Here is a 14,859-nt window from a genome sequence, read left to right on the forward strand (position 1 = left end):
CCAATGAGAGGATAGCAAAACCCCTCCAGTTTACGGGAGGGGCAGCGAGACTTGCGCACTTGTTCGCCAGTCGCAGCGGGGAGGGTCGGCCGAGCAACAGACCCTCCCCCCGACCCCTCCCGCAAGCGGGAGGGGAGATGTTACGCCGGAATGCCGCTGATCGACTTCACTTCCATGAAATCCTTGAGGCCGAACACGCCGCCCTCGCGGCCGTTGCCCGACGCCTTGTAGCCGCCGAACGCCGCGCCCGGGCCGGGACCCCAGGCGTTGACCGCGACCATGCCGGCGCGCAGCTTCGGCGCGACTTCCGCCGCCTTGGCGGGGTCGCCCGAGACGACCGCCGACAGGCCATATTCGGTGTCATTGGCGATCTCGACCGCTTCGTCGAGCGTGTCATAGGCCATGATCGTCGCGACCGGGCCGAACACCTCTTCCTTTGCGATGCGCATGTCGGGCGTAACACCCGAGAAGACCGTCGGCTTGATATAATAGCCGCGGTTGACGTTGCTTGGCAGGCCGGTGCCGCCGGTTTCCAGCGTCGCGCCCTCGTCGATCGCCGACTGGATCAGGCCCTGGATCTTGTCGAACTGCGCCTTGTTGACGACGGGGCCGATATGGCCGCCCTCGCTCATCGGGTCGCCGACCTGCGTCCCGTCGAACATCGCCTTGATCACGCCGACCGCCTCGGCCTCGCGCTCCTTCTGGACCAGGATGCGCGTCGGCGCGATGCAGCTCTGGCCGGTGTTGACGAGCACGCCCTGCACCGTCGGCGGCAGCACGGCTTGCAGGTCGGCGTCGGGCAGGACGATGTTGGGCGATTTGCCGCCGAGTTCCTGATGGACGCGCTTGACCGTGTCGGCCGCCGCCTTGGCGACGAGGATGCCGGCGCGGGTCGATCCGGTGAAGCTGACCATCTCGATGCCGGGGTGCGCGCTGATCGCGTTGCCGACGGTCGGGCCGTCACCCTGCACCAGGTTGAACACGCCGGCGGGGACGCCCGCGGCTTCGAGGATCTCGGCGAAGATCACCGCGTTGCCGGGGCATTCTTCCGATGGCTTCAGAACCATCGTGTTGCCCGCGGCGAGCGCCGGCGCGACCTTCAGCGCAATCTGGTTGAGCGGCCAGTTCCAGGGCGTGATCATGCCGACGACGCCGATCGGCTCGTAGGCGATGACCCCCGCGGCGTATTTTTCGGTGAAGCTGAAATCCTTGAGTGCGGCGATCGTGCCGAGGAAGCCGCCGATGCCGGCGCCGACCTGGGCAGTGCTGGCGAAGCTGACGGGGGCGCCCATTTCGCTCGCCATCGACTTGGCGAGATCGGCGCCGCGTTTCTTATATTCCTCGACGATGCGGTTCAGCAGATCGAGGCGTTCCTCGCGCGTCGTCTGCGAGAATGTCTTGAAGGCTTCCTTCGCCGCGGCCACCGCGTCGTCAACGTCGGCGGCGGTGCCGAGTACGACGGTCGAGGCCGTTTCTTCGGTCGCGGGGTTGATGACGTCGTGTAGCTTGCCGCCCTTCGAATCGACCCAGCGGCCGCCGATGTAGTGCTGTTTCAGGTGGGTTTCGGTGTCGCTCATCGTCATTCTCCCAATCGCGGTGAATCCGTCTCGGATTGCTACCTAATCACTGTGGCGGATGAATCAAGAAAAGGCCAACTGGCAATTGCTGCCGTTCAGCGCTTTTCAGCAGAAAGGCGTGACATCAGGATGGCAGCGCGGGTCGCCTGCCGCGAAATGCTGGGGATATCGACCGCCTCGCCGGGCGCATGGTCGCCGGTGCTGTACGGGCCGAGTCCCGCGAGGCCGTCGACGTCGGCAGCGACGAAGCTGATATCGCCCGCGCCGCGCTTCAACGGATCGAGCGGCGCCATTTCGGCGAGGCCGAGGTCGCGGTTCACGCCGTTGAGCTTTGCGAGCAGGGCCTTGTTGCCCCCGGTCGGCGCCATCGGCGGATAGCCGCCGGGGTCGAAGCTGATCTTCGCGTCGGTGCCGGGGGCATGGTCGGCGACGATCGCGGTCATTTTCGCTTTCACGCGCTCGATCTGCTCGGGTGACAGCGCGCGCAGGTCGCCGCGCGCGACCGCGGTTCCGGCGATGATGTTCGTCTTGCCGCTGACGCTCGCGCGAATGCCGCCCGCATCGAGATCGGCCTGCTGTCCGCCGGCGATCAGCCCGACGTTGAAGGTCAGGTTCGGCTCGGGCAGCTCGGTGCGAAAGCGGTGGAGGATGCGCGTCAGCTCGTAGATGGCACCATCGCCCGCCGCGGCGCTGAAGATGCCCGAGCTGTGGCTTGCCTTGCCGGTCGTCGTGACGGTCCAGCTGTCCGACGAGCGGCGCGCGACCGAACCCATGTCGGCGCCATTGTCCCGCACAAGGCCTTCGAAATCGAGCGCGACGTCGGCGCGCTTGCCCGCGGCGACCAGGTCGGCGCGCGCCTTTTCGATCGGACTGCCGGAGTCTTCCTCGTCGCCGGTCATGTGGAACTCGATATTGGCGCCCTTGAGCGTGTCTGCCGCCTGCATCGCGCGCAGCGCCGCGACGACGACGACCATCCCGCCCTTGTCGTCGCCCGCGCCCGGGCCTTCGCCCATATCGCCCTTGCGGGTGAATGACTGGAACGGCGAGTCGGGTTCGAACACCGTGTCGAGGTGCGCGATCAGCAGCAGGCGCTTGGCCCCCGGTTTGCCGACGTGCGTGGCGATCAGGTGGCCGGCGCGGCCGGTGTCGCGCATGTCCTTCCATTCGACCTTGAAGCCCAGAGGTTCGAGTTCGGCTCGCATCATCGCCCCGACCTTTTTGACGCCTTCCAGATTCTGCGAGCCGCTGTTCTGGTTCACGAGCTTCTCGAGCAACGCGAGGCTGCGGCCTTGCTCGGCCTCGACGGTCTTCGCCAACTTTGCCTCCGCCGGGCTAAGCTTCGCCTGCGCAGCGGGCGCCAAGGCGAGCTGCACGGCGACGAGAACAGCGAAAGGCAATGATTTCATGGGGGACTCCTCTGGACGTCCCCTTGTGGCTGGTTCAACGCCCCGCCGCAAGCGGTCAGCCGGACCGGACCATGAAGATGTCCCCGCCGATGCTGACGATGAACAGATTGCCCGCGCTGTCCTCGCCGAACGAGGCGATCGAACTGAGCGTTCCGGCATCGGGTGCGAAATCCTCGTTGCGCCGCGCGAGGCGCGATGAGGGAAGCGTTTGACCCGCCACTAAGCTGGAGAAGGGGATTGACCAGATATTTCCCGAGACGAAGTCGGCGAAGACATATTGGCCCTGCAGCGAGGCCACGGGCCCGCGATAGACATAGCCGCCGGTGACCGAATTGCCTTGCCGCGGCCCGCTGCCATGACCGTATTCGACGACCGGATCGCTCAGGCCGCCGGGCGGCGTGCCCGAAAAGGTCTGCGTCCCCTCCTTGAAGCGCCAGCCGAAGTTGAGGCCGGGCTGGGTCGTGGTGACGAGGTCGACTTCCTCGACCGCGCCCTGGCCGACATCGCCGATGACGAGCGTCGAGCCGTTGAACGAGGCGCGAAACGGATTGCGGAGGCCATAGGCATAGACATAGGGATCGCCGCCGCCCGAAAGGAACGGGTTGCCCGGTGCGGGAGCATAGCTGCTGCCGTTCGCGCCGACGGTGAAACGCAATATCTTGCCGAGGCGGATGTTGGTGTTTTGCGCATTGTTGCCGGGGTCGCCGCCGCCCCCGCCGTCGCCGATGCCGACATAGACGAGGCCGTCGGGGCCGAAGCCGATCCAGCCGCCGTTGTGGTTGTCGGCGCCGGGGTGCGGCACGCTCAGCACTATATCGTAGCTGGTCGAGCTGTTGGGCTGCCCCAGCGTGTAGCGGCGAACCTGCACCGTGCCGTCGGCGGCGGTCGCGACTGCCAGCAGCCGCTGCGACGTCGCATGGTCGGGATAGGCGGCGAGGCCGAGCAGCCCGCGCTCGCCGCTCGTAGAAATGTCGGTGATGTCGAGCACGCGGGTGCGGCTGCCGTTCGCGGGATCGAAGCGATAGACGTCGCCTCCCTTCTCGACGACATAGACATTGTTGCTGCCGGGGATCGGCGCGACATAGAGCGGCTGGCTGAAACCGGTGCCGACGCGCACCACCGATAGGCCCTCGCGGCTGTTGGTCACCGTGATGTTCACGGGCTGGGTGGCGCTGGCGCTGCCGTCGCTGACGCGGAGCGTCACCGCATAGACATTGTCGCCATTGGCGTCGCCGGGCAGGTCGTAATCGGGCGCGGTGCTGAAGCGCAGCGCCCCCGCCGAGGTGATTGAAAAGAGCGCCGCGTCGGCGCCGCCGTCGATCGTGAAGGTCAGCGGATTGCCGTCTGGGTCGCTCGCGGCGGCCTGATAGACGGCGGTCGTGTTTTCGGTGACGCTGGCGGTTTGCGCCGACGTGAAGCTGGGCGGTGCGTTGTTGGCCGGGGGCGGGGTGCTGCCACCGCCGCTTCCGCCGCCGCAGGAGGCGAGAAGGAGGGGTGCGGTGATGAAAAACAGGCGCGTTCGCATATCAATGCCCTTTGCGATCCGCCCCCGCCCGGCAATCTGCCATCGGCGGGCGGGCGTCGCAACCGGCAAAGACGCGCGGCGTTAAGCGGGTTCCTTTACCTCTTCGAAATCGTCGAGCTTGTTCAGCGCATCGCGGCCGAGCGCGTGGAGCTTCAACGTGTTGACCGTAAGCCCTCTGGCGTCGTGGCCGGTCAGCTCATCGATGGTAAAGGACACGCGCGTCTGGCCCGGCGTCAGTTCCTCGAAGGAGAATTTGAGGCCCGCCTGGATCGCGCCGTCGTCGACACTGTAAATGATGTGCGTCTCGCGCGGGATTTCCATCGCGACCGCCAGCTTGACCTTGGTCGCATCGGGACGTTCTTTCGGCGCGACCTGCGCGAAGCCGGGATCGCCTTTCTGGACGACCAGTTCATAGAGCCGTGTCGACCCGCCGTTGGTGACGAGCGGGATTCCGTCGAACTGGCTGCCGTCGGTACCGAACATCTTCTTGAACACCTGCTCGCGCGGCGCGGCGACGGTCTTTGTCTGGCTGACGAGCTCGGCCATCCTGCCGCAACTGCCGAGTAGCAGCGCGGCACCGATCAGAAGCAGGTTACGCAACATGAAATTTCCCCCGAAATCCGGGGTCGTCTAGCATTGAGGTTTTAGCAAAGGGTCAATGCGAACAGGCGGACAATTGACGCTTTGCTCGCAAAAAAAAGGGGCGCCCGGTCCCCCCAGACCGGACGCCCCCTACGCGTCGCTGATCGCGGCCGATCAGGCGCTGTAGTACATGTCGAACTCGACCGGGCTCGGGGTCTGTTCGAAGTTGTAGACTTCGGGCCACTTGAGTTCGATATAGGCGTCGATCTGGTCCTTGGTGAACACGTCGCCCTTCAGCAAGAACTCATAGTCGGCAGCGAGGCTGTCGAGCGCTTCGCGAAGCGACCCGCAGACGGTCGGGACTTCGGCCAGCTCTTCCGGCGGCAGGTCATAGAGGTTCTTGTCCATCGCGTCGCCGGGGTGGATCTTGTTCTGGATGCCGTCGAGGCCCGCCATCAGCAGCGCCGAATAGCAGAGATAGGGGTTCGCCATCGCGTCGGGGAAACGGAATTCGACGCGCTTTGCCTTGGCGCCCGCGCCGTAGGGAATGCGGCACGACGCCGAACGGTTGCGCGACGAGTAGGCGAGCAGCACCGGTGCCTCGAAGCCGGGGACGAGCCGCTTGTAGCTGTTCGTCGTCGGGTTGGTGAAAGCGTTGAGCGCCTTGGCGTGCTTGATGACGCCGCCGATGAAATAGAGGCACATGTCGGAAAGGCCGGCGTAGCCGTTGCCCGCGAACAGCGGCTTGCCCTTTTCCCAAATCGAGATGTGCGTGTGCATCCCAGAGCCATTGTCCTGACGGATCGGCTTCGGCATGAAGGTCGCGGTCTTGCCGTAGGCGTTGGCGACCTGATGCACGACATATTTGTAGATCTGCATACGGTCGGCGGTTTCGGTCAGCTTGCCGAAGGTCAGGCCAAGCTCGTGCTGCGCAGCGGCGACTTCATGGTGGTGCTTGTCGCAGGGCAGGCCCATTTCCAGCATCGTCGAAACCATCTCGGCGCGGATGTCGACGGCGCTGTCGACCGGCGCGACAGGGAAGTAGCCGCCCTTGGCGCGCGGACGGTGACCGAGGTTGCCGCCTTCGTAAGCGCGGCCGGTGTTGGTCGGCAGTTCGATATCGTCGATCTCGAAGCCCGACTTGTTGTAGCCGGTTTCGAAGCGGACATCGTCGAACATGAAGAATTCGGCTTCGGGGCCGACATAGACGGTGTCGCCGATGCCGGTCGAGGCGACATAGGCCTCAGCCCTTTTGGCAGTGGTGCGCGGGTCGCGGGAATAGCCTTCGCCGGTCGACGGCTCGACGATGTCGCAGAACATCACCAGCATCGGAGTCGCCGAGAAGGGATCGTCATAGACGGCGTCGAGATCGGGCTTCAGGATCATGTCCGACTCGTTGATTGCCTTCCAGCCTTCGATCGACGAACCGTCGAACATCAGGCCGTCTTCGAGCGCGTCCTCGTCGATCACGCCAGCGCACATGGTGAGATGCTGCCACTTGCCTTTCGGGTCGGTGAAGCGCAGGTCGACCCATTCGATGTCGTTGTCCTTGATCCGCGCGATGATTTCCTTGGGCTTGGTCGCCATGGTCTGAACTTCCTTCTTGCGATGATGACCGGCTTTGCCGGGTCTTGTTGAACAGGATCGGGGAGCGGGGCGGGCCTAGAGCGCGTCCTCGTTGCGTTCGCCGGTGCGGATGCGGAGCGCGGTTTCGACCGGGATCACGAAAATCTTGCCGTCGCCGATGCGACCGGTCTGGGCGGCCGCGGCGATCGCCTCGACGACGCGCTCGGCGAGCCCGTCCTCGACGATGACTTCCAGCTTCACCTTGGGCAGGAAGTCGACGACATATTCGGCGCCGCGATAGAGTTCGGTGTGGCCCTTTTGACGGCCGAAGCCCTTTGCCTCAGTCACGGTGATGCCGCTGACTCCGACGTCGTGCAGCGCTTCCTTCACTTCGTCGAGCTTGAACGGCTTGATGATCGCCTCAATCTTCTTCACGCGTCTTGTCCCCCACTGGGCATGTCTGGTGCCTGCAGCCAAAGCCGGATCAGGGCCCGCCTGGTCCGGTTCGCTCCTCCATGAGTCGCCGCAAGACCCCGTCATCTTGCACCAATCAAGACCCGTGCCAATTGGCGAATCGCAAGCTTTCGGTAAGATTTGGGACAGGAAATCGCGCCGTTGCCCAAGGGGTGTGCAACGGCGCGATTTTTGTGATCAAAAAATAGGCAAAGGCCGCGTCAGCGCCCCATTGGAGCGGCCGTGTCAGGCAGGTTGGCCTTGGTCCAGTTCGACCGGTCGATGACATAGGCGCGAATCGCCTCGACATCGGCGGGTGTGAGTACCTTGGCGAAGCTGACCATGCCGCGATCCTTGAGCGCACCGCCCAGGATCACGCCCTTCCACGCATCGGCATTGGCGAGGGTGCCGGAGACGCGCAGGTCGGGGGTGAAGCCGTTGCCGATCGCGCTGTCGCCGTGACAGACCATGCAATAGCGCCCGAAATGCGCCTTGCCGGCGGCAATCTGCCCGGGCGTGCCGATCGGCGCGGGCGGGTTCCATGCGAGCGTCGTGGTTGCCGGCGGGGCAGGGAGTTTCGCGGTGCCGCCGATCTTGAGCACGACAAGGCGCGGCAGGTTGGGCACCTTGCGCGTCACCCCGCCCGCAACCCCGGCGACGAGCGGGAAGGCGCCGCCCTTGCCCGTCTGGAACGCGACATATTGCACCCCGCCGACGCGGAAGGTCGAGGGTGCGCTGACGATCCCCGATTGCATGTCGAGGTCGAGCAACTGCTTGCCGGTGTCGGCCGCATAGGCGCGAAAGCGCCCGGTGCTCGTCCCCTGGAAGACGAGGTTGCCCGCGGTGGTCATCGTACCGCCGTTCCACGCCGCGGGATAATCGACGCCCCACGCGACCTTGCCGGTGCGCGGGTCGAAGGCGACGAGGCGGCCGGTGGTGGCGGCGACCGCGGCCTTGAACGCGGCCTTGTCGTCGGGCAGCAGCGTCTTGTTGAGCGAGGTGCCGACGTTGAAACCCAGCACCTTGCGCCGGTCGAGTTCGTCCATATCGGCAAGATAGCCCTGCGGGATCTGCTGCGCGGGGATATAGACGAGGCCTGTCGCGGGGTTGAAGCTCATCGGATGCCAGTTGTGCGCGCCCAAAGCGCCGGGAATCGCGATGAAGGGTTTGCCGGTCTTGTAAAAGCGCGCCTCGGGCTTCTCGATCGGGCGACCGGTCGTCATGTCGTAGCCGCTCGCCCAGTTGATCCCGTCGACGAAGGGCTTGGCGTCGATCAGCTTGCCGTTGGTGCGGTCGATCGTGAAGAAAAAGCCGTTCTTCGGCGCGTGGTACAGTACTTTCGTCGGCTTGCCGTCTACCGCCTGCTCGGCGAGGATGATCGGCTGGGTCGCGGTATAGTCCCACGTCTCCGCCGGGGTTTCCTGGTAATGCCATTTATATTTGCCGGTGGCGGCGTCGAGCGCGACGACCGACGAGAGGAACCAGTTGTCGCCTTCGCCGTTCGAGCGCGTGCCGTGGTTCCACGGATTGCCGTTGCCGACGCCCAAGTAGATCTGGTCGAGATCCTTGTCGTAGACGATCGCGTCCCACACGGTGCCGCCGCCGCCCGAGGTCTGCCACTCGCCCTTGTCGGACCAGGTCGCATTGCCCTTCGACGCGAAGATATCGTCGCTGACCGCGCCGTCCTTTTCCTTCTTTGGGTTGGGGGCGGTGTAGAAGCGCCAGCGTTCCTTGCCGGTATCGGCATCGTAAGCGGTGACATAGCCGCGCACCCCGAACTCGGCGCCCCCGTTGCCGATCAGCACCATGTCCTTCACGACGCGCGGCGCGCCGGTGATGGTGTACGGCTTCGAGGTGTCGAAGGTCTGCGTCGACCACAGCTCCTTGCCGGTCTTGCGGTCGAGCGCGATCAGGCGGCCGTCGAGCGCGCCGACGAACAGCTTGTCGCCCCAGACGGCAACCCCCCGGTTGACCACATCGCAGCAGGCGCTGACCGCGCGCTCGCCGGGAACCATGGGGTCGAAGCTCCAGAGCTTCTTGCCGGTCGCGGCATCCCACGCGTCGACCTTCGACCAGGCGTGGCTGACATAGAGCGTGCCGTCGACGACCACAGGGGTCGCTTCCTGCCCGCGCGCGTCTTCCAGATCGGCGAACCAGGCGATACCGAGCTGCCCCACATTCTTGTCGTTGATGTCGGTCAGCGGGCTGAAGCGCTGTTCGTCGTAACTGTAACCGATGCCGGCCCAATCATCGCCGTTGCCGCCGGCCTTGAGCAGGGCCTCGCTGGCCTTTTCGGCGTCGTCGAGCGAAGCGCCCGAGATACTCTCATTCTTCGATGCGTTGCACGCCGCCAATGCCAGTAGTGCGCCGCCCATCAGCGCGGCCTTCAAGACCCGTTTCGCCATCCCATTCTCTCCCGACGCCTATGCTTGACGTTAACGTCAAGACTGCGCCCGAAGTATCGGGCACGCAAGCAGGAAAATGGGGGGTGGAGGAGGGGGCTTCCCCGCACCAAATAACGCTATCGTCACCCCCGGACCTGATCCGGGGTCCACAAAGGCGATTGCAGAGCCGGAAGTCATGGATCCCGGATCAAGTCCGCGATGACGAACTCGTCGGGATCAATTCCAAGGCGGTGCGTTCAGGCCCTTCGGACTGGCGGTGAAAATCTCGCACCCGGTGTCGGTGATGCCGATGCTATGTTCGAACTGCGCCGAGAGCGAGCGGTCGCGCGTTACCGCGGTCCAGCCGTCGGGCAGCATCTTCACGGCATATTTTCCGGTGTTGATCATCGGCTCGATCGTGAAGAACATGCCGGGGCGCAGTTCGGGCCCGGTGCCGGGACGGCCTGCGTGGACGACCTCGGGCGCGTCATGGAACATCTGGCCGAGCCCGTGGCCGCAGAAATCGCGCACGACCGAATAGCGATGGCGCTCGGCATGGCTCTGGATCGCGTGGGCGACGTCGCCCATGCGGTTGCCGGGCTTCGCCTGCTCGATCCCGAGCATCAGGCATTCGTAGGTGACTTCGACAAGACGCTTCGCCTTGATCGGCACGTCGCCGACCAGATACATGCGGCTGGTGTCGCCGTGCCAGCCGTCGATGATCGTCGTGACGTCGATATTGACGATGTCGCCATCGCGCAGCGGCTTGTCGTCGGGGATGCCGTGGCAGACGACATGGTTGATGCTGGTGCAGCAGCTGTGCGTGAAGCCGCGATAGCCCAATGTCGCCGGGATGCCGCCGCCGTCGAGCATCATCGTGCGGACGAGGTCGTCGATCGCGCTGGTGGTCACGCCGGGCTGGACGAAAGGAACGAGCGCGTCGAGGATTTCGGCCGACAGCCGGCCCGCCTTGCGCATTCCGGCAAAGCCAGCCTCGCCGTGCAGCTTGATCGTGCCGTCGCGAACGCGGGCGGGCGCCGATGCTTCGTCGGCGGTTACGGAGACATAGTCGTACATGGGGGTGATATAGTCGCGCTGGCCTCAAAAAGCGAGGGCCGGTAATGAAAGCCCCTCCCGCTTGCGGGAGGGGTTTGGGGAGGGGCTGTGGCGTTACAACCCTCCCCGCTGCGACTAGCGAGCAAGCTCGCAAGTCTCGCTGCCCCTCCCGCAAGCGGGAGGGGAGCTATTTGGCTTTACTCCGCCGCCTTCTCGGGCTTGGCCTTTGCCTTGCCCTTGCCGGCCTTGGGCGCGGCGGGGGTGATTTCGAAGGTCAGCGGGTTGCCGACATGGGCGTCCTCGCCGGTCTTCAGCTTGACCTTGACCTCGCCGCCGTGGACCAGCTTGCCGAAGAGCAGTTCCTCGGCGAGCGGCTGCTTGATCTTTTCCTGGATCAGGCGGCCCATCGGGCGCGCGCCATAGAGCTTGTCATAGCCCTTGCCGGTCAGCCATTCGCGCGCCGCGTCGTCGAGCTGGATGTGGACGTTGCGGTCGGCAAGCTGAAGCTCCAATTGCAGGATGAACTTGTCGACGACGCGCGCCACGACCTCGGGCGGCAGATAGCCGAAAGGCACGATCGCATCGAGGCGATTGCGGAATTCGGGGGTGAACATTCGTTTCACCGCCTCTTCCTGCACATCCTCGCGCGTCGACTGGCCGAAGCCGATCGACTCGCGCGCCATGTCGCTGGCGCCTGCGTTGGTCGTCATGATCAGGATGACGTTGCGGAAATCGACCGTCTTGCCGTGGTGATCGGTCAGGCGGCCATTGTCCATCACCTGCAACAGGATGTTGAACAAGTCCGGATGCGCCTTTTCGATCTCGTCGAGCAGCAACACGCAATGCGGGTTCTGGTCGATCGCATCGGTCAGCAGGCCGCCCTGATCATAGCCGACATAGCCCGGAGGCGCGCCGATCAGGCGGCTCACCGAATGCCGTTCCATATATTCGGACATGTCGAAGCGCTGGAGCGGGATGCCCATGATATGCGCGAGCTGCTTCGCAACCTCGGTCTTGCCGACGCCGGTCGGGCCGCTGAACAGATAGTTGCCGATCGGCTTTTCGGGATCGCGCAGGCCCGCGCGGGAGAGCTTGATCGCCGACGACAGCACCTCGATCGCGGTGTTCTGGCCGAAGACGACGCGTTTCAGGTCGGTCTCGAGCGTTTCGAGAACCTTCTTGTCGTCGCTCGACACCGACTTGGGCGGGATGCGCGCCATCGTCGCGATCACCGCCTCGATCTCCTTCGCGGTGATCGTCTTGCGGCGCTTCGACGGCGGGACGAGCATCTGCATCGCGCCGACCTCGTCGATCACGTCGATGGCCTTGTCGGGCAGCTTGCGGTCGTTGATGTAGCGCGACGACAGCTCGACCGCGGCGTTGATCGCGTCGGCGGTGTATTTGACGTTGTGATGGCTCTCGAACGCTTCGCGGAGCCCTGCGAGAATCTTTTTCGTATCCTCGATGCTCGGCTCGATCACGTCGATCTTCTGGAACCGGCGGAGCAGCGCGCGATCCTTTTCGAAGTGGTTGCGGAACTCCTTGTAGGTCGTCGAGCCGATGCAGCGGATGACGCCGCCCGACAAAGCGGGCTTCAGCAGGTTCGATGCGTCCATCGCGCCGCCGCTCGTCGCGCCGGCGCCGATCACCGTGTGGATCTCGTCGATGAACAGGATCGCGTGCGGCAGGCCTTCGAGTTCGGAGACGACCTGCTTCAGCCGCTCCTCGAAGTCGCCGCGATAGCGCGTGCCCGCGAGCAGCGCGCCCATGTCGAGCGAATAGATCACCGCGGGCAGCAGCACCTCGGGCACGTCGCCTTCGACGATCTTGCGCGCGAGCCCTTCGGCGATCGCCGTCTTGCCGACGCCGGGATCGCCGACATAGAGCGGATTGTTCTTGCTGCGGCGGCAGAGAATCTGGATCGTGCGGTCGACCTCGGCACTGCGGCCGATCAGCGGGTCGACCTTGCCGCCCTTCGCCTTCTCATTGAGGTTGACGGTGAACTGGTCGAGCGCGGTTTCCTTCTTGGATTTGCCCTCGCTCTTGTCCTTCGTCTCTTCCTTTTCCTCGGGCTCGGCGGTGGGCGACGGCTTGCCGCCCTTGCCGACGCCGTGGCTGAGGTAGGAGACCGCGTCGAGCCGCGTCAGATCCTGCTGCTGCAGGAAATAGACGGCATAGCTTTCGCGTTCGGAGAAGAGCGCGACGAGGACGTTGGCACCCGTCACCTCATCCTTGCCCGACGACTGGACGTGCAGGATCGCGCGCTGGACGACGCGCTGGAAGCCCGATGTGGGCGACGGATCGCTGTGTCCCTCGACCTTCAGGCTGTCGAGCTCGGTGTCGAGATAGTGGACGACCGCCGATTGCAGGTCGTCGAGCGCAACGCCGCACGCGCGCATCACTTCGGCGGCATGATCGTCGTCGATCAGCGCATAGAGCAGATGCTCGAGCGTCGCATATTCGTGATGGCGCTCCGAAGCGGCCTTCAGCGCGTTGTGTAATGTCTTTTCGAGGCTTTCCGAAAAGGACGGCATGGTCTTCATCTCCTTGCGGGGACCAGGCCGGGGAGAGCGGCCCCCTTAGGAACATAAGGTGGCGATGCCGCCGCCACACCGCAAGGGAAAAGCGGAGGCGAATGTGAAATTGCCGTGACACTGTTGTATTATGGTTAACAACGCATGGCCGCGTCCGCGACACGGCTAGCGTCCTGCGGCGGCCGTTTGTGTGCTCGTCCTGCCTGTTGCGAGGCGGAACAGTGGGACCGTGAGCGTCGTTGAAAGCAGCGCCAGCGTCACGAGCACGGCAAAGACCGTCGGGGTGATGAGCCCCGCCTGCGCGAGGATCGTCGCCGCGACGATCTCCATCAAGCCCTTGCACTGGAGCAGCAGGCCGAGCCGCGTGCGTTCGGTTGCTGGCAGGCTGGCATCGGGCGGCGCCAGATGCACCGCCGCCAGCTTGGACGCACCCGCTATCAACAGCAGGAGCATAGCGGCGCCGATGGCGGCCACGGTGACGACCGCGCCGTCGATGCTGAGACCCCGATGCGCGAAGAAAAGCGGGGACAGGCCGAACAGGGCGACCTTACCGACCAGTTCGGGCCGCAGTCGTTCGGCGAGCGGTTTCGGCGCCATCGCCCCCGCAAAATAGGCGCCGAGCAGTTCGTGCAGGCCGAGCGTCGCGGTGCTCCACGACCCGGCCGCGAGATAGGCGACACCCAGCGCGATGGTGATCGCCGGATGGTCGGGCAGGAAACGGCCGATCCGGCTCCGCAGAGCGGCCATCGCCGCGATGAGGGCGATCGCGGCGATCGGAAACCGGCCACCCGGGAGTGGCGCGCCGCCCTCGCCGCGGTGGAGGAAGAGCAGCAGCGCGAGGCCCGACCACAGGATCGCATCATCGAGCGCAGCGATGCGCAGCGCGAGATGGCCGAGCGGTCGGTCGGCGACCGGCAATTCGCGAACGATGCCGACAAGGACGGGCAGCGCGCTCACCGAAAGGCAAAGGCCGATGGCGGCCGCGGACAGCAGCGGTGACACCCCCTGCGGGCGCGCCAGGACCGCGTCCATCGTCCCCGAGACTGCAGCCGCGAAGCCGACCATGAACGGCAGCGAGAGCGCGGCGAGCGCGGCGCCCACAAGCCGGCCGTCGAGGCGCGGCGCATGGTCGGTGGTCGTTCGGGTTTCGAGCCCGGCACTGAACGCCAGTGCCAGCACGCCGAGCCATCCGATCGTGTCGCCGAGCGGCGAGGGGCCCAGCACCGACTTGTCGAAGCCGAAGCGGTCGGCGGCGATCGCCACCGCCAGCCCGGTCAGGATCGGCAACACCGCCAACGGGACCGCCCCGCTAACGAGGCGCCAGCAGAGCAGCGGCACCACGAGGAAACAGAGCAGGTCGATGACGAACGCCATACGCGAGGATTATCGGTCGGGCCGTCGCGCGACAAGGATTTTGTGAACGTTCTCTCTGGGCGTCGGCGCCGTTGCGCTGCGCCTACCCCTTGCGGAACAGCGCCTCGGCGCTTGCCTTGAAAGTTCCCGCAGCGGCCTTGTGCGCCTTCACGCGCGCGATCTCTGCTTCCAGCACCGCGATGCGGTCGTCGAGTTCGGCGACCGACAGCGGATCCAGCACCTGTTTCGTCAGCGCCGCGAGCACATCGTCGCGGCGGCGGGGAAGGTCGTCATCGTCCATGGCGCATCCTTTCTCTCGCTGGTCCCTGATTTGCCCGGCTCCGTTTTGAAGGCGCGCGACTGTTGACCCGTGTCGCACCTCTGTCAATAAGGCGCGCCAAGGGACGATTTCATCAGTGGGGG

General features: G+C 65.2%; 11 protein-coding genes. All 11 read right to left on the reverse strand.

The window, feature by feature from the left end:
* Positions 1-140: 140 nt before the first annotated feature.
* A complete protein-coding gene (locus QOL68_RS09180) occupies positions 141-1,577 on the reverse strand; it encodes an aldehyde dehydrogenase family protein (protein WP_058455141.1) in 1,437 nt (478 codons plus the stop codon).
* 95 nt (positions 1,578-1,672) lie between these two features.
* Positions 1,673-2,983 carry a M20/M25/M40 family metallo-hydrolase gene (locus tag QOL68_RS09185; protein ID WP_282948715.1) on the reverse strand — a complete coding sequence of 437 codons (1,311 nt, stop codon included), beginning with the start codon at positions 2,981-2,983 and terminating at the stop codon, positions 1,673-1,675.
* Between the two features lie 55 nt (positions 2,984-3,038).
* Positions 3,039-4,508 carry a PQQ-dependent sugar dehydrogenase gene (locus tag QOL68_RS09190; RefSeq protein ID WP_282948713.1) on the reverse strand — a complete coding sequence of 490 codons (1,470 nt, stop codon included), beginning with the start codon at positions 4,506-4,508 and terminating at the stop codon, positions 3,039-3,041.
* A gap of 81 nt (positions 4,509-4,589) precedes the next feature.
* Complete coding sequence (locus tag QOL68_RS09195; protein WP_282948711.1) at positions 4,590-5,111, reverse strand: hypothetical protein; 522 nt, start codon at positions 5,109-5,111, stop codon at positions 4,590-4,592.
* A gap of 153 nt (positions 5,112-5,264) precedes the next feature.
* Positions 5,265-6,677, reverse strand: a complete 1,413-nt coding sequence (gene glnA / locus QOL68_RS09200; RefSeq protein WP_204991810.1) for a type I glutamate--ammonia ligase — start codon at positions 6,675-6,677, stop codon at positions 5,265-5,267.
* A 75-nt stretch (positions 6,678-6,752) separates the two neighbouring features.
* On the reverse strand, positions 6,753-7,091 hold the full coding sequence (locus tag QOL68_RS09205; protein ID WP_058455071.1) for a P-II family nitrogen regulator: 339 nt from the start codon (positions 7,089-7,091) through the stop codon (positions 6,753-6,755).
* Between the two features lie 239 nt (positions 7,092-7,330).
* A complete protein-coding gene (locus tag QOL68_RS09210; RefSeq protein ID WP_282948708.1) occupies positions 7,331-9,514 on the reverse strand; it encodes a PQQ-dependent dehydrogenase, methanol/ethanol family in 2,184 nt (727 codons plus the stop codon).
* A 216-nt stretch (positions 9,515-9,730) separates the two neighbouring features.
* The gene (gene map / locus QOL68_RS09215) at positions 9,731-10,570 is read right to left on the reverse strand and encodes a type I methionyl aminopeptidase (protein ID WP_282948706.1); all 840 of its coding nucleotides are present in this window, start codon (positions 10,568-10,570) and stop codon (positions 9,731-9,733) included.
* A gap of 176 nt (positions 10,571-10,746) precedes the next feature.
* A complete protein-coding gene (gene clpA / locus QOL68_RS09220) occupies positions 10,747-13,083 on the reverse strand; it encodes an ATP-dependent Clp protease ATP-binding subunit ClpA (protein WP_058455142.1) in 2,337 nt (778 codons plus the stop codon).
* 165 nt (positions 13,084-13,248) lie between these two features.
* Entirely contained in the window at positions 13,249-14,457 is a 1,209-nt protein-coding gene (locus tag QOL68_RS09225) for a cation:proton antiporter (protein ID WP_282948703.1), read from the reverse strand.
* 82 nt (positions 14,458-14,539) lie between these two features.
* On the reverse strand, positions 14,540-14,737 hold the full coding sequence (locus tag QOL68_RS09230; protein ID WP_058455075.1) for a DUF1192 domain-containing protein: 198 nt from the start codon (positions 14,735-14,737) through the stop codon (positions 14,540-14,542).
* Positions 14,738-14,859: the final 122 nt, after the last annotated feature.

Source organism: Sphingopyxis sp. Geo25, from assembly GCF_949769135.1.
GTDB lineage: Bacteria > Pseudomonadota > Alphaproteobacteria > Sphingomonadales > Sphingomonadaceae > Sphingopyxis.